The organism is Candidatus Enterococcus courvalinii (genome assembly GCF_017315945.1).
Lineage (GTDB): Bacteria > Bacillota > Bacilli > Lactobacillales > Enterococcaceae > Enterococcus_B > Enterococcus_B courvalinii.
Map to the genome: position 1 here is coordinate 245,776 of NZ_JAFLWI010000006.1, position 17,837 is coordinate 263,612.

Sequence of the window (17,837 nt, forward strand, 5' to 3'; positions counted from 1 at the left end):
TACACTATTCGTTCGCATTAAATGCTTCATAAACCAATTTTAATTGTTCAGTAAACTGTTCTTGATTGATCTCTGGGTGAGCATGAAAGAACGAAATCCACCATTCTTCCATTTCATTTCCTAGTTGTTCAGCAATTTTTGTTCCTTTATCAGTTAAATCAATATGATAAGCACGTGATTCATTGCTTAGTGATCGAGTAATAATTTCTTCTTTTTCTAAAAACTTCAAATCTTTTGTCAATAAGCTTGGATCGATTGCCATCCGGCGCGCAATATCTTTTTGGATTTGATGAGGATTTTTTAGAGCAAACATAATAATATCTGTTTGTGTTGCCCTCAAAAAGTCAAAACTATTTTGATGGTTCCATGATTTTTTTGTTTGGCGATAAATGGCAGCTAAATATTTACTTAAATCTATTTCATTCATAAAAGTCACCTCGTAAGTTTTATATAGACATATCCATTAGTGGATATGTCTATTAAAAGATTTTTTCTTTTTTTTGTCAATTTTTTGGATTCTCCTATTCGACTAGGCAATGATTGATTGAGTTGTTTGTTGGTATTTCGGACCGTTTCTTTTTCTCAATAGAAAGAAAAAAATCTCAAAACAGTCTTATCTGCTTTGAGATTAATTACGGATTTTTTATTTTAAAAAATTAAATCAAATCAAAATGTTTCAATGCGTGGACAATACCACCTTCAGTATTTTTCTTAGTAACGAAAGTCGCTAACTCTTTTAGTCCATCGTAGGCATTGCCCATTGCAATTTTATTGTCGCAAGCTTCTAGAAGGGCGAAGTCATTCGGTCCATCACCAAATCCAAACGTGGGGACATTGGTCAATCCTAATTCGTCTTTTAGTCGCTTGACGCCAGCACCTTTAGAGATTCCTTTCTTTACGGTATCAATTGAATAAGGACCGTTTCGATAAAAGGTTAGTTCAGGAAACTGTTCATGGTAATATTCATCGCCACTTTGTGAAAGAATCAAGAGCATATTGATTTTATTTTCACGAAAAGCAAAAGGTTCAATTGGGGGGACTTCAGAATGAATGAAGTTATAGGCATCAATCATTATTTGGTTGTGGCCAGTGCACCAAATATTTTGGTGATTGTAGTACGAAAGTTCATGACCTTGTGACTGTACATGTTCATACATTCTTTGACATTCTTCTTCTGAAAAAAGTTCAGAATGGACTTCTTTTCCATCCACACGAATATAAGAGCCGTTCATGGTAACAGCTGAAGTGATTCCAGCATCTCCCATGATCTTTTGGATTTCGATTTCTGTTCTTCCAGTTGCAATGACAGGCAAAACGTGATTTTCTTTTAAGGTATTCATAGCAGATGCAACTTCTGGGGTGATTGTTGAATGCGCATCTAGCAGTGTTCCATCTAGGTCAAAAAAAGTAATTGCTTGATAGTTTGACACAAAAAAAACTCCTTTATCTTTTCAATAAACCTATCTTAACAAAGAATGAACAAAAGACAAACCTTTCATGAAGAATTATTGAATATATTGGTTCGTAAGACTATTTGGAGTATACTAGAAAGAGAACTTTTTAGGAGGAAATCAATGATTTTTTTAGTTGTAGGCGTTGCTTTAACGACTATTGGTATTTTCTTTCGCTTGTTTCCTTCCAAGGGAAACTTGCCATTTTATGGTTACCACTCACCGTTAGCTGCTAAAACAGATGAACACTGGCAGTTAGCCCAGAAAGTTAGTGGCAATTATTTTATTATTTTTGGCTTGATAATGGCTGTGATCGGCTATTTATTAAAAGTAACAGGAAATACGAATTACTTTTTGATTGAACTATTGGTATTAGTTTTTCCAATTATGCCGATCTTTATTTTAACGGAAAAAAAATTACAGAAATTTGACCAGAAATCCGGAGGGGATGACTATGAACATTTTAATGATTGAAGATAACCAATCTGTTTCTGAAATGATGCAGATGTTTTTTTTGAATGAAGGCTGGGAGGCAACGTTCAAGTATGATGGGAAAGACGGTCTGGATGCGTTTTTAGAAAATCCTGCACATTGGGACATGATCACACTTGATTTGAATTTACCAACAATGGATGGCATGGTTGTTGGGCGTGAGATTCGGAAAATCTCAAGTACAGTACCAATCATTATGCTGACTGCACGCGATTCAGAAAGCGACCAAGTTATTGGGCTGGAAATGGGGGCAGATGACTACGTAACGAAACCATTTAGTCCACTAACTTTGATTGCACGAATGAAAGCTCTGCATCGTCGAAGCGAACTGGTCGATGCAAAAGAAGAAGCCAGTGAATCAGATAATCATTTCGACATTCAAACAGAACATTTTAAAATGAATACCAAAACTCGTGAAGCTTATCTTGATGGTCAATTGATTGAAGGGTTGACGCCAAAAGAATTTGATCTTTTATTTACTTTGGCGAAAAAACCACGACAAGTTTTTTCAAGAGAACAGCTATTGGAATTAGTTTGGGATTATCAATATTTTGGTGATGAGCGAACAGTTGATGCACATATCAAAAAGCTTCGTCAAAAAATTGAGAAAGTCGGTCCACAAGTCATCCAAACAGTTTGGGGCGTCGGCTATAAGTTTGATGATTCTGGTGTTGCCTAATGCGTTATCTTTATCAACAATTACTTGCTTTTTGTAGTATGATTGCCATGATTATTTTGATTGTCGGGGTTTCATTTACACAATTGACGAAGCAGACGATTGAAGAAAATAATTACCAACAACTGTTTGGTTATGCGGAATCTGTTGAAAAAACCACACAAACATATGCCAATACGTTTCCACAGTTGAGTCAAGATCAGGCGTTTCAAAATGCCTTGCTTTTGACAGAACAAGTGTTGACGGAGCAAAATGTCAATTTTATTTTTATTGATAAAAATGAACGACTTATTTATCCAACGGACGATTCTATGTTGGATTTTACGATTAGTCCAGAACAATGGAAAAATTTGCGCAACGGGGAACAACAAAAATTTACCGATCATAAAAATATTTTAGGGCAGCAACAAGCAACCTCATATGCCCTAGTACCATTTAATTTAAACCATGAATTTTATGGCGCTTTGGTTGTGAGCCAACCCGCACGAAATATTGATAATAGTGTACGTTCAGTTACGTTGAATCTTTTCAAAGGGTTTATTTTTTCCAGTATTGTTGCGATTATTGCTAGTTATGTATTTGCTGCGTTTCAGGTGAAACGGATCAATCGTTTGCGCAATGCAACCAAAGAAGTAACGAATGGAAATTTTGATGTCCAGCTACCTGTTCACGACAAAGATGAATTTGATGAGCTCGCAGATGACTTCAATAAGATGACGAACTCGCTCAAAGAGTCGCAAGCAGAAATTGAAGAACAAGAGAATCGACGCCGCCAATTCATGGCAGATGCAGCACATGAGATGCGCACGCCTTTGACCACGATCAATGGCTTGCTAGAAGGTCTTGCCTATGATGCGATTCCAGAAAATCAACGAGAAAATGCAATCAAATTAATGAAAAATGAAACGGAGCGACTTATTCGTTTAGTCAATGAGAATCTTGATTATGAGAAAATCCGGACTGACCAAATCACGATGGTCATCAAGAAATTCAATGGAACGGAAACCTTGAGAAATCTTGTGACGCAACTTGAAGCAAAAGCAGAAGCAGCTGGAGACACGCTGATTTTAGAAGCGCAGGAAGAAATTGATGTGTATGCCGACTATGATCGCTTCGTGCAAATCATGGTCAATATCATTCAAAATGCGATTCAGTTTACCGAGAATGGTCAAATTACTATTAGTATAGAAAAAGGTTATCTTGAAACGATTATTAAAATCAAAGACACAGGAATCGGCATCTCAGAACAGCAGATGAAAAATATTTGGGAACGTTACTATAAGGTTGATCCATCAAGAAAGAATACAAAATATGGTGAATCTGGCTTGGGATTACCAATTGTGCAACAACTAGTTCGTCTGCATAAAGGAAAAATCGAGGTCGAGAGTGAAGAAGGAAAAGGAACAACATTTACTGTCCGACTGCCAGATGTAGAAATAAAAGAAGAATCTCAAGAAAACTAAAAAAAGCCAGAGGTGAAAATGTTCGCCTCTGGCTTTTTTTGATGAGATCTAATTAGTAAGAACAATTGAGTAAAGCACATAAAAATACTTTAGGAAGCATCTTCTAAATGATCAATATAGGGACTGTGGGCAATGATGGTATTATTGGTGAACAGTAGGATTGTTTGGTTTTCTTGACGAGCTAACAAGCAAAGAATGTCTAACAATTCTTGAGTTTCGGTGATTGTTAGGTCGTCAAATGCGTCTTCCACAATGATCTGTGTACGTTTAGCAAGTAAAGAATGCAAGAGTTGCAGTTTGATTTTTTCTAATAAAGAGAGTTCATCAGCTGACTGCTTTTCCCATGAGGAATCAAGCTTCAATTGTGCCTGATAAGCGGAACTAGTTGATTTGATTTCTTTACTTGAAATATCTAGATAAACATGATCTTTCAATTTTAAATAAGGAAAAATCGGCCAATTTTTTTGAATAATCGTGTAACCTGGCGTATCATCTAGCACTAAATGTTCTTTCCATTCATTAAGTAAATGTTGTTGTTTTTCTTTTGAACTAAGAATAACAGTAAGACAGTTGAAATGAGTCGTATTATTTGGTTGTTTCATGGCGAGTGAACCTCCCTTTTTGCAATCTTCGAGAAAAATAGAGAAAGGACAAAACACTTATAAATAAGCTAACAAAAGTTAAAGTGAGAAGAGTTTGAATGATTCCTTTAAATGTATCAACAAGCAAAAACTCAGTCGTAAAATCAATCTGAAAAAAAGCTTCTTGATTGATAGGAATGGTCAATCCACTAACTGAAGAAGGAATAGAGAAATCAGGAAACTTAAATATGGTAAGAACAGTTAAGTTTATTTTTTGGAGCAGGGTTTCGTAGAGATGTTGGAAACTGATACTCCATAATAATAAACCTAAACAAGCGACAGCAATTGGTACAAACATTTGCGTGTAGACAAAGAAGAATAATTTTTTTTGAGAAAATCCAGTCAAACGCCAATTCATCAATTCTTGTCGATTTTGTTTTAAGATATGGATGAAAAAGAAGAAAAAACAAAGCGCAAAGCAAAGGACAAGAACCAAAATAACGGATGAATAGAAGTGACTAACACTATCCAGTTGTGGAATCTTTTCTTCTTGGCTAGTTGAACTAAAGATAGTTAAACGGTTTTGGATTTGTTCGTGTAGGGTAGTTTGTAAATTATATAAATTAAAAGAGATGAGTAACAAAAAAGCAAAGAAACTAGAAAATAAAGTATATACAATTGTTTGCTTTTTATAATATGCTAAACGCGCAATAGCATAACGGATTATTTTCATACTTTTCACCTCTATTAAAGTATAAAAAATGAATATGAATAAAGTATGAAATTCTTTTTGAGAAATTACGAGTTATTTTTCAAAGAGGGGGGAATCTGTTATTTGAGAGTACAAAAAAGCGTGAGAAGTTAGTTTCTCACGCTTTTTTGATTGTTTATTCTTTTGAAGAAGCATCAGGTGTTGGTGTACCGTTTATTTCTTGGTAGGTTTTTGTTTCATAAAGATCAGTTGTAGATTTGTTACCATTTTGACTAAATACGCTCGTCGATTTATCACCTAATTTTTTCTCGATTTCAGTCATTTTTTCTAGGCCTTTTTTGTAATCGTAGTTGGCAGAGTCAATTGGATCAAGGTTGCTATTGGTGTAGAAACGAAGTAAATCACCGTTATTGATTTGATCCGAAACAGCTAATTGTTTTGAAACTTCAACTTTCCATGCATCGATTTTTGCTTGAACTTCAGGGGAAGGATCAGTAATGGCTTCACCTGTTGCGTTATCATAGATCGTACCACCGTAGTAAGTATAGGTTGGGGTAACGAAATCACCATCACGGAAGCTTACCACTTGATCATGATCTTTAGAGAATAGATCTTGTCCAAGTTGAATATAATCTTTGGTATCCACACCTAGTAAGTGAAGTAATGTTGGTAACGCATCAACTTGTCCGCCGTAAGTATGATTGATCCCGCCGTTTGTTTGACCAGGAACATGAATCATATAAGGGACACGTTGCATTTGTGCATTATCAAAGTTTGACCAAGTATCACTTGATTTTCCAAGTAGTTCTGCTAAAGTTTTGTTTCTTGAATTTGAAACACCATAGTGGTCACCATACAAAACGATGACAGAATTATCATATAATCCACTTGATTTCAAATAATTAAAGAATTCTTCGACTGCTGTATCAAGATAATTGGCAGTTGCGAAGTAGCCATTAATTGTTTCATCACTGGTTGCTGCCATCGGGAATCCTGCTTCTTCATTCGTAAATTTTGAATAAGGATAGTGGTTCGAGACCGCAATGAATTTTGAATAAAATGGCTGTTGTAAATGTTCTAAATACTGAACGGACTGGTCAAAAAATGGCTTGTCATGCAAACCATATTGGAATGAGTTTTCATCGGTTACATCGTAATAAGATGAGTCAAAGAAATAATCATAACCAAGATTTTTATACGTCTCATTTCTGTTCCAGAAAGTACCAGAGTTTCCGTGGAAAACAGCACTAGTATAATCTTGTGTTTGATTTAAGATGTCAGGTGCAGCTTGGAAAGTATTTTTCCCACCCAATTGTGTAAAGAGTGATCCTTGGTTTAACCCAAATAGAGAATTTTCCATAAGTGTTTCAGCGTCACTCGTTTTTCCAGCTTTGACTTGATGGAAAAAGTTATCAAAGCTATAGGTGCTGTTACTATGGAATAAACTATTAAGGAAGGGTGTTACTTCATGTTCAGCGCCTGTTTCATCTTTTAATTTGTAATCAATCAGGAATTGTTGGAAACTTTCCAGATGGATATAGATAACGTTTCTTCCTTTTGCCACGCCAAACATCTCATCGTTTGGTTCAGCATAGTGTTCCTTAACGTAGTTCTCAACTTCTTTCATATCATTGGGGCTTGCTTCAGCGCGAACTTGGTTTGTTTGATACGTTTGGAAACCATCATAAGCCATAAAAGCATTAAGACCAAGATACTTAACTAAATAATCACGGGAGAATGTTCGAGTTAATAGTTCAGGACGATCAGCTTCAGCTAAGAAAAGATTTCCAGAAAAAATCATAACCGCTAATGTGGAAATGGCAAATGCCATACGTGCCCGAATAGGACGTTCATCCATTTTGATTTTTTTAGTGACTAATAAAACGGTTAAGATTATAAAATCTATCCAATACAATAAATCGTAAGGTCGGAACAAACGGAGGGCGCTTTCACCCAAACCACTAGCAACTTTTCCAGCACCTAAAATAGTATTGATGGTAATAAAGTCTGTAAATTCACGATAGTAAGTGACATTTGAAAATACCCACAAAGTGAGTAAGAAAAAAATCACCATCATCGTGATGTACGAAGCTCTTGCCCGTCTCACATACAAAGCAATACCAAGTAATAATAAAGTAGTCGCAATTGGATTGATAAGTAGGATGAAGTATTGTACTCCACTTTCAATCCCTAAATTGAAATCAATCAAATAGGCGAAAATTGTTTTTAGCCAAACTAAAACAGCTAACAAAGAAAAAAATCCGAGCCGCTTATTTAAAAAAGCGGGCGTTTTTATATGTTTCAAAGTAACCTTCCTTTCTACACTCAAAAAATAAGGATAAGAGTGTCGTAAAACCCATAATACACAACTTACGTATTCTAATCTATTTTACTAGTCGAAGATTTTAGTGTCAATTCTAACCGATGATTTATGGCAGTTGGTTAAGGGATTCTTTAAGCTTTCTTAGAGGTTTGTGCCTTAAGACAAGCCGTTTGATTTTTGTTATACTGAAAGGTGAGAAAGTAAAAGCAGGTGAATGAATGAAAATAAAAGTAAAAAAACGAGCAAGCACCCAGTTCAGAAAAGGCTATCCGCTCATTCAAACAGAAGACTTAGTCGATACACAAGTGGACACTACTGAATGGATCGATTTGGTAGATCAACAAAATCAATTTGTGGCAAAAGGTTATTTAGGAAAGCAAAACAAAGGAATTGGTTGGGTATTAAGCCGAGTGGATGAACCATTTGATATGGCATTTTTTGAGGAGAAATTTGCAACAGCTAAAGCAAAACGCACAACTTATTTTAGTGATGACTTAACAAATGCCTTTCGTTTGTTCAATGGTGAAGGGGATGGCATCGGTGGTTTGATCATTGATTATTACGATCAGTTTGCTGTCTTTTCTTGGTATAACCAAACACTGTATCTTCATCGAGAGTTACTGATTGAAGCATTTAAAAAGACATATCCAGAAATTTTAGGTGCGTATGAAAAAATTCGTTTTGATACAAAAGATTTGCCAGAAAGTCAGTTTATTTACGGAAAAAAAGCACCAGAACCGTTGACTATAAAAGAAAATGGTGTTCAGTTTGTAACTTATTTAAATGAAGGTTTGATGACGGGTATCTTTTTAGATCAAAAGGAAGTTCGCGGGATGTTAGTTGATGGGTTAGCGTTAGGGAAATCGGTACTAAATATGTTTAGTTATACAGGTGCTTTTTCGGTTGCGGCTGCAATGGGTGGTGCTGTTGAGACGACTAGTGTTGATCTTGCTAAACGAAGCTTGAAAAAAACGCAGGAACAATTTGAAGTCAATGGTTTAGATCTTGAACAACAAAAAATCATAGTTATGGATGTTTTTGAGTACTTTAAGTATGCGAGTCGTAAACAATTGACTTATGATGTCGTTGTTTTAGATCCGCCAAGTTTTGCCCGCAACAAAAAGAAAGTTTTCCGAGTGGCAAAAAATTATGGTGAATTGGTCAAAGACAGTCTGGAAATTTTAGCAGATGAAGGAGTGCTGATTGCCTCAACAAATGCGGCGAACGTTACGATTCAACAATTTCAAAAAATGATTGAAGATGAGTTCATTGCAAAAGGTGTCTCCTATGAGCAAATCGGATTTTATCGCTTACCAAATGATTTTCAAACGATCAACACTTTTCCTGAAGGAAATTACTTAAAGGTATTTATTTATAAAATCAATCAGATGTAAGAAGGGAGTCGTTACGGATGATCCAAGTGAAAAATTTGCAAATCGGGACTGGCCGACCAAAAGTTTGTGCGCCATTAACTGGCGTGAACCAAGAAGAAATCTTAAGTGAAGCACGTCTCGCGCGCGAAGCAGGTGCTGACTTAGTGGAATGGCGCGTCGATTTTTATCAAGAAATCTTGCAATTAGAGAAGGTGCTAGAAACTCTAGTCCTTCTTCAATATGAACTTCAAGGATTACCGTTACTTTTTACATTTCGAACGCTGGCTGAGGGCGGAAAACGAGATTTATCGATTAGAGAATATCATGATTTGTACGAAATAGTGGTGACTGAACAGCTGGTCGATATGGTAGACATTGAATTGTTTCAGATTGAAAGCTTAGGACGCGGAATGATTGATCGCATCAAAGATCATCACATTCCAATCATTATCAGTAATCATGAATTTGAAGAGACACCAGCTGATCCGGTCTTGCTTTATCGCTTAAATATGATGGAACACTTTGGTGCTAGCATCGGAAAATTAGCGATGATGCCACAAACAGAACAAGATGTTTTTCGCTTGCTTGAATTGACTAAACGAGCAAGTGCCTTTGTTTCAATTCCGTTGATTACTGTGTCAATGGGAGAAATGGGTAAGTTATCAAGAGTAGCAGGATGCTTAACGGGTTCAGCAGTTACTTTTGGGGCAATTTCAAAAGCGGCTGCCTCGGCACCAGGACAATTACCTGTGAAAGAACTGCAACAAATAATTAAGAGTTTAGCATGATTGATTATAGTAACTAATGGTACTTTGAATTTATCATGCTGGTTGCAATGAGGTGGAAATATGGCAAAGAAAAAACAAGTAAAAACAAATGCAATTCGACTCGTAGAGCAAAAAAAAATCGCGTATACGGAACACGAATATGAATGGGATGAAAATCATTTAGGTGCGACAGCGATTTTTGATCAGATTCCTGGGAGTGAACAACGAATTTTTAAAACATTGGTGGCTGTAGGAAATGTAACTGGTCCGCTAGTCGCTGTCATTCCGGGAGAAAATGAGCTGGATTTGAAAAAGCTGGCAAAAGTTTCTGGAAATAAAAAAGTAGAAATGCTTCATTTACGTGAGCTAGAAGCAACTACTGGTTATATTCGTGGTGGTTGTTCACCAATCGGGATGAAAAAATTATTTCCAACTTATCTCGATCAAATTGCGGAAAACTATGAACAAATCATTATTTCTGCTGGCAAACGAGGCTTACAAATGGAGTTAGCCCCACAAGCTATTTGCCAATTGACAAATGGAAAATTTGTCGCTATCAAGGTATAAAACAATCCCCTTCAAGTTAGCATCTCATCTAACTTGAAGGGGGTTATTTTTATGCGCAATCAATTAATCATTTCATTGGGTGCGTAGTGCTTTACATGGATTGTGCTTGTTGACCAGCATTCATGCCAGAAACATGACCCGTAGCAAAAGCCGCAGTGATATTGAAGCCACCAGTATAACCGTTGACATCCAGTAATTCACCTGCAAAATATAATCCAGCTACTAGTTTACTTTCTAAGGTCTTAGGATTAATTTCTTTCAACGACACACCACCGCCAGTTACAAAAGATTTTTCTATCGGAAAAGTTTTGTTTATCAAAAGATGAAATTCTTTACATAATTGGACAAAGTCTTGAATTTGTTTTTCCGTTGTCTGTTGGCCAGTTTGTTGTTCCATATTTAGGCGATTTAAATAAAAAGTCAGTAATCGTTCGGGTAAAAAGCCGTGCCAAGTATTGACCAATGTTTTTTTCGATTGCTGACTCTTAGCAGTTAGTTCTTGAATCAAGTCATGACTGGATCGAGTTGGGAAACAATCTAGAGAAATTGTAACTGATTCGCCCGTTTTCTTTAGTTCCTGATTAATAAAACTTGAACAGCGTAAGGCAGCAGGTCCTGAAATACCAAAGTGTGTGAAAAGTAAATCCATAACGTGTTCAGTAATTACTCGTCCCTTTTTATTCAAGACACTTAAAGAAATATCTTGTAAAGACAATCCTTGTAAGGTTTTTTCTTGAATAAATGGTTCTTCGGAAATCAAGGGAGATTCAGTCGCATATAATGGTGTGATTGTATGACCAACTTTTTTTACCATTTTGTAGCCATCACCAGTTGAGCCAGTTGATGGATAAGTACGTCCACCAGTTGTTAAAATCACACAAGGAGCTTGGAATTCTTCAAATTCTGTTCGAATGCCATAGATTTGTCCATTATTGTGCACCAGTTTTTCAACTTTAGTACCAAAAACTAGCGTGACACCAAGTTCATTAAGACGAGTAATCAATGCTTCGATGATTGTTTTTGATTTATTTGTAACGGGGAACATTCGGCCATGATCTTCTTCTTTTAAATGTACACCTTGTGTTTCAAAAAAATTCATAATATCAAAGTTATCAAATTGTGAAAAAGTGCTATATAAAAATTTTCCGTTTCCGGGGATATGTGCGATTAAATCTTCCACTGGTCGATTGTTTGTAACGTTACAACGCCCACCACCAGTCATTAGCAATTTTTTTCCAGCTTTTTTATTTTTTTCAACTAATAGCACTTTGGCACCTTGTTCTGCGGCACTAATAGCTGCCATCATTCCACTGGTACCAGCGCCAACAACGATTACATCGTAGTTCGTTTCCATTCGCTTCACCTCACAAGTGAGTGTAGCATATTTCAAAAATAAACGCAGAAAAATTTTTGAGTGGCGACCCAAAATAAGCTAAAATAAAAACTAGCTAATCGAAGGAGTGTGACACAATGACAAATGCAAAAAAATATGTTCAAACGATTCAAGAAAAATTACATCAACAAGATCGTGGCGAAGTCGAATTTTTACAGGCAATTGATGAAGTACTTCCAACAGTTACGCATTTTTTAGAAAACCATCCTGAATACATCGAACAAAATATTTTAGGAATTCTGGTAGAACCTGAACGAATCATTCAATTTCGAGTACCTTGGCAAGATGATCAAGGAAATTGGTGCGTGAACCGAGGTTATCGCATTCAATACAATTCAGCCTTAGGTCCATATAAAGGTGGTCTGAGATTTCACCCAAGTGTCAACTTGAGTATTTTGAAATTCTTAGCTTTTGAACAAATTTTTAAAAATAGTTTGACTGGGCTTCCAATTGGTGGCGGAAAAGGTGGGAGTGATTTCGATCCTAAAGGAAAATCAGATGGCGAAATCATGCGTTTTTGTCAAAGTTTCATGCTTGAACTTTCTAAACATATTGGCCCTTCGTTAGATGTTCCTGCTGGCGACATTGGGGTTGGTGGAAGAGAAATAGGTTATTTGTTTGGTGCATATAAACGAATCAAACAATATGATGCAGGTGTGTTAACCGGAAAACCGTTGAATTTTTGGGGAAGCAAAGTTCGCACAGAAGCAACGGGCTATGGATTAGTTTATTTTGTAAAACACTTGTTAGCTCAAGAGCAAGATTCTTTTACAGATAAAACAGTTTTTGTATCTGGTAGTGGAAATGTTGCGATTTATGCAATTGAAAAAGCGCAAGCGCTTGGTGCAAAAGTAGTGACTTGTTCTGATTCGAGTGGCTTTATTTATGATCCAACAGGTATTGACTTAGATTTATTGAAAGAAGTAAAAGAAAAAAATCGTCAACGTTTAACTGAGTATGCAGCTCAAAAAACATCTGCTGTTTATCATGAAGGAAAATCGGTATGGTCCTTAGAAGAAGTATGTGAGATTGCTTTGCCATGTGCTACCCAAAACGAAATCACAGGTGAACTAGCTGAAATCTTAGTGAAAAATGGTGTACAAATTGTGGCGGAAGGTGCGAATATGCCAGCAACAGTTGAAGCTGTCTCCGCTTTTCATGATGCAGGAGTCTGGTATTGTCCAGGAAAAGCTGCAAATGCGGGAGGGGTCGCAGTATCTGCCTTAGAAATGAGCCAAAACTCTCAACGTTTAACTTGGGAAAGTGAACAAGTAGATCAACAATTAGATGAAATCATGCAAACAATTTATGAAACATGTCGTCAAACTGCTGCTGAGTATGATGAAGAAAAAAATCTATTACTTGGCGCGAACATTGCCGGTTTTGCAAAGGTTGCGGAAGCAATGTCTGCACAAGGATTGGTCTAAATGTGAAATTTTCTTGGAAATATTGAAAGGTTCGTAGATATTTGCTTGAAAAAAAAGTAAAAAAAACGTAAAGTATACCTGTATAGTGAACTTTTAAGGAGGAGAACAAATGGCACACATTCATTTTGACTATTCAAAAGTAGCACCGTTTGTCAACGAACATGAATTAGGTTACATGCAAAGTCAAGTAACAGCGGCTGACAAATTATTACGTGAAGGTACAGGCGCAGGTAGCGATTTCTTAGGCTGGATCGATCTACCTACAAATTATGATAAAGAAGAATTTGCACGTATCAAAGAAGCAGCTAAAAAAATCCAATCTGATTCAGAAGTATTAGTAGTAATCGGTATTGGTGGTTCATATTTAGGTGCACGTGCTGCAATTGATTTCTTGAACCACACTTTCTACAACTTATTAGATGGTGACAAACGTAAAGCGCCACAAATCTTTTATGCAGGAAATTCAATCAGCTCAACATACTTAGCTGACTTGATCGAAGTAATTGGTGATCGTGATTTTTCTGTGAACGTTATTTCTAAATCAGGAACAACGACAGAACCAGCAATTGCTTTCCGTGTATTCAAAGAATTATTAGTGAAAAAATATGGTCAAGCAGAAGCAAACAAACGTATTTATGCAACAACTGATAAAGCACGCGGTGCTGTAAAAGTTGAAGCAGATGCTGAAGGTTGGGAATCATTTGTTATTCCTGATGATATTGGCGGACGTTTTTCTGTATTAACTGCTGTTGGTCTATTACCAATTGCGGTTAGCGGAGCAGATATTGATGCTTTGATGCAAGGTGCGGCTGATGCAAGTAAAGAATATACAAGTGATAAACTAGAAGAAAACGAAGCTTATCAATATGCAGCAATGCGTAACATTCTTTACCGTAAAGGCAAAGTTACAGAATTGTTGATCAACTATGAACCAGGAATGCAATATTTCTCAGAATGGTGGAAACAATTATTTGGGGAATCTGAAGGTAAAGACCAAAAAGGAATCTATCCTTCAAGTGCAAACTTCTCTACTGACCTACATTCATTAGGCCAATATATCCAAGAAGGTCGTCGCAATATCTTTGAAACAATCGTTAAAGTGGAAAAACCTCGCAAATCAATCACTATTCCTGAACAAGAAGCTGACTTAGATGGGTTAGGTTACTTACAAGGAAAAGAAGTTGACTTTGTTAACACAAAAGCTTTTGAAGGAACATTATTAGCACATACAGATGGCGATGTGCCAAACTTACTAGTTAAAATTCCAGAAATGGATGCTTACACTTTAGGTTATACCATGTACTTCTTTGAAATTGCTGTCGGAATTTCTGGTTACTTGAACGGAATCAATCCATTTGACCAACCAGGTGTAGAAGCCTACAAAAAGAACATGTTCGCCCTACTAGGCAAACCAGGCTTTGAAGACTTAGCAAAAGAATTGAACGAACGTCTATAATAGTTGTAGTAAATGAAAGAAGTTGTGGCTTATGTCACAGCTTCTTTTTTTAGTAAAGAAAAAGAATTTTATATAGCAAAATAAAAAGAGGTTTGCATCGTCTAAGACGTACAAACCTCTTTTAGATTTTTTCCGAGAATGATTTAGATATCATGGGGGTGGCCAGCTCCTTAATTAGATTCATGTAATGCTCGGACAGCTTGTTCGATTGTAATACCGAAAGCGACATTGTGTTCATTTTTTGCGTCAATTGCCATAAAACGATTGGTTGAAGTGTCGAAGGCTACGCGATAAGTCATATTTGTTTTGTTAAAAGTCATGTTTCGTTCCTCCTTTCAATTTATTGAGATAAAGTCGAGAAATTTTCAGTTAAATTCTCTGTAAACTTCCAAACTCATCTGTAGTGTAGCACCAACTTATTTTTCTTGCAATTAAGAGGTATCTATAAACGAATGTTTTATTTAAAACAAAAGAAATCAACGATCTTCTGTTAATCCAATGAGTAGACCAATTGTTAAAGTAATAAAGATTACTGCTTGAATAAGAACCATGCTTATCCCTCCTTTTACTCAGTGTATGAAAAAACAGAAAAAACTACACGAACAAGAAGCAACTAAAAAAGAACAGTTTTGTCACCTTTCTTACGTGACGAAAAAATAGGGGATTTAAGTGATATTAAATAAAAAGTGAGATAACTTTATATTTGGTTAAATTCCTGATATTTTAAAGAAAAAAATACGAAAAAATAAAATAAAACGTTTTCAATCAGTTGGTTTTCTGTTATTATAAATAAAACAAATAATAATTAAGGAAGTGAATTTTGATGTTAGATATCGAAGTTGGAAAGTCTTACATATGCAAACCTATTGGTGTAACTAACGAAATCGTTGGTTACATCGAACATACCTATACCAACACAGCTGTTGTTTTAGTTGAAAGCTACGAGCAATGCGACCACTCTGTTATTGATGAGAAACAATATCGTGTACTAGTTAAGCTGAATGATATTTACGCACCAGTTGAAATGGTATCGTGATGAATCGCTTCTTTTGAGAAATTTGAAAAAATTTTTTATACTTAAGGAAAGAGAAGGGAGAAGATGTTATGACAAAGAAAAGAAATTCAGGGAAACTAGGAATTTTTCTCGCAGTTGTCTCAGCAATTCCCGCAGTTTTAGCCATCTTTCGGGCAGTTAAAGACGCGAAAAGAGAATAATAAAAACAGCGATCGTTGACACATAGCGATCGCTGTTTTTTATTATTCTTGATTTAGCCAACACCTAGTACGAAGTTAAGTAATTTATCTGAATAAGTTATCTCCTCATCAAGTGATTGTACTTCCTCATTTAAAATGCCCATCTGATCGGTAATGATTCCGTCTACACCATAAAACATCATACGACTGACTGCGTCTGAGTCGTTGACTGTCCAAACATAAACTTTTTTATTATCCTCATGAGCAGATGAAATAAAGTTTCGGTTAATTGTACTATATTCCATTGTTAAAAAGTCTGCAGAAGTAATCGGTGGACCCACAATATTAAAAGGTAAAATATAGCCAACGTAAAATTTTGGTTCAATTTTCTTCAAGTCTTCGACGGTTTGGTAAGTCAAACTCTGTAAAATATGATGTTGTTCCAAAATCTCTGAGCGATATTTATTAGTGAAACGCTCAACAAGATCCTTTGAATCATGTTTCGTTGTTTTAATTTCAATCAGTAATTTTTGATTGATTTTTTTAGCAGCTGCCAAATAATTATCAAAAGAAACAAGCGGTGCTTCTTGAACATTTTCTTTGACTGTTAGCTTTTCTAGTTCTTCTAAAGTCAAATTTTGTGGTATCTGATTGAGACCAGTCAAATTCTTCAAATTGAAATCATGCATCACGACGAACTGGCCATCTTTTGTTTCTTGAACATCCATTTCAACGTAATCGGGATGATAGGTTTGACTCGTCTGTTCTAGGGCAGATAAAGTATTTTGAACGCCATTTTGATTGCTGACACCACGGTGAGAGATGGTTAAAGGTGTAGTCTGTGCAGCAGAAGTCAAGTAGTTCATATTATATAAACAGACGCCAACGCCAAAGAAAACACAAAAAAGAATCAGTCCAGTATTCTTTAAGGTAGAATGTCGATGTAAAGGCGGCTCAGGAGTGAACCATTCAGGAATTTCTGGCAAGAAGCCTTCATCATCCATGAAGTCGACAATAATGTAAAATATTCCAACGGTTGACATAACTATATTAAACAAAAGTATCAATTGTAATAGTGTCATTGCAAAAACAGCACTAATCAATGAATAATCAGGTAAAAAATTCTCAACAGCTGTCTGTGAAAGGATAATCAACAGATAACCGAGTGAGGAAATCAGTAAGATACTACCACCAATGATAATAAATTGCCCTAGAATCGCAAAGAAACGTGATTTCGTAAGTCGCCAGCTTTCTCGAATTGATTCGCGAAATGGTCGATCCCGCAAGATCATTTCTGGTAACGCAAAAATCAGCCGAATGCCGATGTATGCTAAGAAAAGGTAAACTAAAACGAATAAACTAACAATCACGAGCCGATTTTCAAAAATAAAATCTATAATAAATGAAGGGATTTTAACTTTTGATAATAAATCAGAATTAAAACTCAATCCGCTTAACGGTAAAATCAGTAGAAAATAAGCTAAGAAAAAGAGAAATGTAACGGGACGAACCTTTTTTAGTTGTAAGATGGTCATGCGAAGCAATTGTTTTAAGGAAATAGGTTTTCTCTTTTTGATGAAATAAACACTGATTAATAAAAAAGTGAACTCAAAATAGACCAGAAGTAAAATCAGCAACAAGACTAAACAAAGCGCGCCTAATACGCCAGGATGCTGAGAAAATATAGTTGCGATATTGTCATAAGATAAATAATCAATTGCACCACGATGTAAAATGAAGCGAGTTGTACTATTCAATAACGGCAGACAAACAAATAAAATGAAGCCGTGCATTAGTAAAACATCACGAAAATAATTTTGTGTTCCTTTGAGAAAATCCCAAGCATTCCCTAAACTATGTTTTAAATAATTCATTTTTATCACCTACTAATTCTATTGTATCTTAAAAAGAAAAAAAACACAGGTTAGAGGTCAGACCACTAATCTGTGTCAGAATGTTTTC

The 17,837-nt window shown here is 35.9% G+C and carries 17 protein-coding genes; 9 read left to right on the forward strand and 8 right to left on the reverse strand.

The window, feature by feature from the left end:
- Positions 1-4: 4 nt before the first annotated feature.
- Together JZO71_RS05515 and JZO71_RS05520 are read right to left on the reverse strand one after the other, a co-directional pair.
- Positions 5-427 carry a MarR family winged helix-turn-helix transcriptional regulator gene (locus tag JZO71_RS05515; RefSeq protein WP_206898547.1) on the reverse strand — a complete coding sequence of 141 codons (423 nt, stop codon included), beginning with the start codon at positions 425-427 and terminating at the stop codon, positions 5-7.
- A gap of 229 nt (positions 428-656) precedes the next feature.
- A complete protein-coding gene (locus JZO71_RS05520; RefSeq protein ID WP_206898548.1) occupies positions 657-1,430 on the reverse strand; it encodes a Cof-type HAD-IIB family hydrolase in 774 nt (257 codons plus the stop codon).
- Between the two features lie 144 nt (positions 1,431-1,574).
- Here JZO71_RS05520 and JZO71_RS05525 point away from each other — a divergent pair, with 144 nt between their 5' ends.
- From JZO71_RS05525 to JZO71_RS05535, 3 genes are read left to right on the forward strand one after another with little or no spacing between them, the layout of a single operon-like run.
- Complete coding sequence (locus JZO71_RS05525) at positions 1,575-1,925, forward strand: SdpI family protein (RefSeq protein WP_206898549.1); 351 nt, start codon at positions 1,575-1,577, stop codon at positions 1,923-1,925.
- Complete coding sequence (locus JZO71_RS05530) at positions 1,906-2,622, forward strand: response regulator transcription factor (RefSeq protein WP_206898550.1); 717 nt, start codon at positions 1,906-1,908, stop codon at positions 2,620-2,622. The genes JZO71_RS05525 and JZO71_RS05530 overlap by 20 nt, the downstream gene beginning before the upstream one ends.
- On the forward strand, positions 2,622-4,082 hold the full coding sequence (locus tag JZO71_RS05535; protein ID WP_206898551.1) for a sensor histidine kinase: 1,461 nt from the start codon (positions 2,622-2,624) through the stop codon (positions 4,080-4,082). The genes JZO71_RS05530 and JZO71_RS05535 overlap by 1 nt, the downstream gene beginning before the upstream one ends.
- Before the next feature lie 89 nt (positions 4,083-4,171).
- On the opposite strand, the gene JZO71_RS05540 is transcribed toward JZO71_RS05535, so the two are convergent.
- The 3 genes from JZO71_RS05540 to JZO71_RS05550 all read right to left on the reverse strand — a co-directional run bounded on the left by JZO71_RS05540 (position 4,172) and on the right by JZO71_RS05550 (position 7,680).
- Complete coding sequence (locus tag JZO71_RS05540; RefSeq protein WP_206898552.1) at positions 4,172-4,684, reverse strand: hypothetical protein; 513 nt, start codon at positions 4,682-4,684, stop codon at positions 4,172-4,174.
- Positions 4,668-5,396 (reverse strand): hypothetical protein, encoded by a 729-nt coding sequence (locus JZO71_RS05545; protein ID WP_206898553.1) that lies wholly within the window; start codon positions 5,394-5,396, stop codon positions 4,668-4,670. The genes JZO71_RS05540 and JZO71_RS05545 overlap by 17 nt, the downstream gene beginning before the upstream one ends.
- A 154-nt stretch (positions 5,397-5,550) precedes the next feature.
- On the reverse strand, positions 5,551-7,680 hold the full coding sequence (locus JZO71_RS05550; protein ID WP_206898554.1) for an LTA synthase family protein: 2,130 nt from the start codon (positions 7,678-7,680) through the stop codon (positions 5,551-5,553).
- A 236-nt stretch (positions 7,681-7,916) separates the two neighbouring features.
- On the opposite strand from JZO71_RS05550, the gene JZO71_RS05555 reads away from it, so the two are divergent.
- The 3 genes from JZO71_RS05555 to ybaK are packed head-to-tail and all read left to right on the forward strand — an operon-like array spanning position 7,917 to position 10,405.
- The gene (locus tag JZO71_RS05555; RefSeq protein ID WP_206898555.1) at positions 7,917-9,092 is read left to right on the forward strand and encodes a class I SAM-dependent rRNA methyltransferase; all 1,176 of its coding nucleotides are present in this window, start codon (positions 7,917-7,919) and stop codon (positions 9,090-9,092) included.
- A gap of 17 nt (positions 9,093-9,109) precedes the next feature.
- The gene (gene aroD, locus JZO71_RS05560) at positions 9,110-9,859 is read left to right on the forward strand and encodes a type I 3-dehydroquinate dehydratase (protein ID WP_206898556.1); all 750 of its coding nucleotides are present in this window, start codon (positions 9,110-9,112) and stop codon (positions 9,857-9,859) included.
- Positions 9,860-9,919: 60 nt separating this feature from the next.
- Positions 9,920-10,405: a Cys-tRNA(Pro) deacylase gene (gene ybaK, locus JZO71_RS05565; protein ID WP_206898557.1), complete on the forward strand. Its 486-nt coding sequence runs from the start codon at positions 9,920-9,922 to the stop codon at positions 10,403-10,405.
- 91 nt (positions 10,406-10,496) lie between these two features.
- Here the strand turns inward: ybaK and JZO71_RS05570 are convergent, their stop codons facing one another.
- On the reverse strand, positions 10,497-11,768 hold the full coding sequence (locus tag JZO71_RS05570; RefSeq protein WP_488349795.1) for a BaiN/RdsA family NAD(P)/FAD-dependent oxidoreductase: 1,272 nt from the start codon (positions 11,766-11,768) through the stop codon (positions 10,497-10,499).
- Positions 11,769-11,875: 107 nt separating this feature from the next.
- On the opposite strand from JZO71_RS05570, the gene gdhA reads away from it, so the two are divergent.
- Together gdhA and JZO71_RS05580 are read left to right on the forward strand one after the other, a co-directional pair.
- Positions 11,876-13,225, forward strand: a complete 1,350-nt coding sequence (gene gdhA / locus JZO71_RS05575) for an NADP-specific glutamate dehydrogenase (protein WP_206898559.1) — start codon at positions 11,876-11,878, stop codon at positions 13,223-13,225.
- A 109-nt stretch (positions 13,226-13,334) separates the two neighbouring features.
- On the forward strand, positions 13,335-14,681 hold the full coding sequence (locus JZO71_RS05580) for a glucose-6-phosphate isomerase (RefSeq protein ID WP_206898560.1): 1,347 nt from the start codon (positions 13,335-13,337) through the stop codon (positions 14,679-14,681).
- A 170-nt stretch (positions 14,682-14,851) separates the two neighbouring features.
- Here JZO71_RS05580 and JZO71_RS05585 read toward each other — a convergent pair whose 3' ends face one another.
- Positions 14,852-15,001 (reverse strand): hypothetical protein, encoded by a 150-nt coding sequence (locus JZO71_RS05585; RefSeq protein WP_169819341.1) that lies wholly within the window; start codon positions 14,999-15,001, stop codon positions 14,852-14,854.
- Positions 15,002-15,504: 503 nt separating this feature from the next.
- Between JZO71_RS05585 and JZO71_RS05590 the strand changes: the two genes are divergently transcribed.
- Entirely contained in the window at positions 15,505-15,717 is a 213-nt protein-coding gene (locus JZO71_RS05590) for a hypothetical protein (RefSeq protein WP_206898604.1), read from the forward strand.
- 232 nt (positions 15,718-15,949) lie between these two features.
- Here JZO71_RS05590 and JZO71_RS05595 read toward each other — a convergent pair whose 3' ends face one another.
- Positions 15,950-17,749 (reverse strand): glycerophosphoryl diester phosphodiesterase membrane domain-containing protein, encoded by a 1,800-nt coding sequence (locus JZO71_RS05595; RefSeq protein ID WP_206898561.1) that lies wholly within the window; start codon positions 17,747-17,749, stop codon positions 15,950-15,952.
- Positions 17,750-17,837: the final 88 nt, after the last annotated feature.

Bases quoted from the DNA above. Each gene is read 5' to 3' on its own strand.
- JZO71_RS05515 (WP_206898547.1), bottom strand. From the start codon at position 427: ATGAATGAAATAGATTTAAGTAAATATTTAGCTGCCATTTATCGCCAA.
- JZO71_RS05525 (WP_206898549.1), top strand. From the start codon at position 1,575: ATGATTTTTTTAGTTGTAGGCGTTGCTTTAACGACTATTGGTATTTTC.
- JZO71_RS05530 (WP_206898550.1), top strand. From the start codon at position 1,906: ATGAACATTTTAATGATTGAAGATAACCAATCTGTTTCTGAAATGATG.
- JZO71_RS05535 (WP_206898551.1), top strand. From the start codon at position 2,622: ATGCGTTATCTTTATCAACAATTACTTGCTTTTTGTAGTATGATTGCC.
- JZO71_RS05540 (WP_206898552.1), bottom strand. From the start codon at position 4,684: ATGAAACAACCAAATAATACGACTCATTTCAACTGTCTTACTGTTATT.
- JZO71_RS05545 (WP_206898553.1), bottom strand. From the start codon at position 5,396: ATGAAAATAATCCGTTATGCTATTGCGCGTTTAGCATATTATAAAAAG.
- JZO71_RS05555 (WP_206898555.1), top strand. From the start codon at position 7,917: ATGAAAATAAAAGTAAAAAAACGAGCAAGCACCCAGTTCAGAAAAGGC.
- aroD (WP_206898556.1), top strand. From the start codon at position 9,110: ATGATCCAAGTGAAAAATTTGCAAATCGGGACTGGCCGACCAAAAGTT.
- ybaK (WP_206898557.1), top strand. From the start codon at position 9,920: ATGGCAAAGAAAAAACAAGTAAAAACAAATGCAATTCGACTCGTAGAG.
- gdhA (WP_206898559.1), top strand. From the start codon at position 11,876: ATGACAAATGCAAAAAAATATGTTCAAACGATTCAAGAAAAATTACAT.
- JZO71_RS05580 (WP_206898560.1), top strand. From the start codon at position 13,335: ATGGCACACATTCATTTTGACTATTCAAAAGTAGCACCGTTTGTCAAC.
- JZO71_RS05585 (WP_169819341.1), bottom strand. From the start codon at position 15,001: ATGACTTTTAACAAAACAAATATGACTTATCGCGTAGCCTTCGACACT.
- JZO71_RS05590 (WP_206898604.1), top strand. From the start codon at position 15,505: ATGTTAGATATCGAAGTTGGAAAGTCTTACATATGCAAACCTATTGGT.
- JZO71_RS05595 (WP_206898561.1), bottom strand. From the start codon at position 17,749: ATGAATTATTTAAAACATAGTTTAGGGAATGCTTGGGATTTTCTCAAA.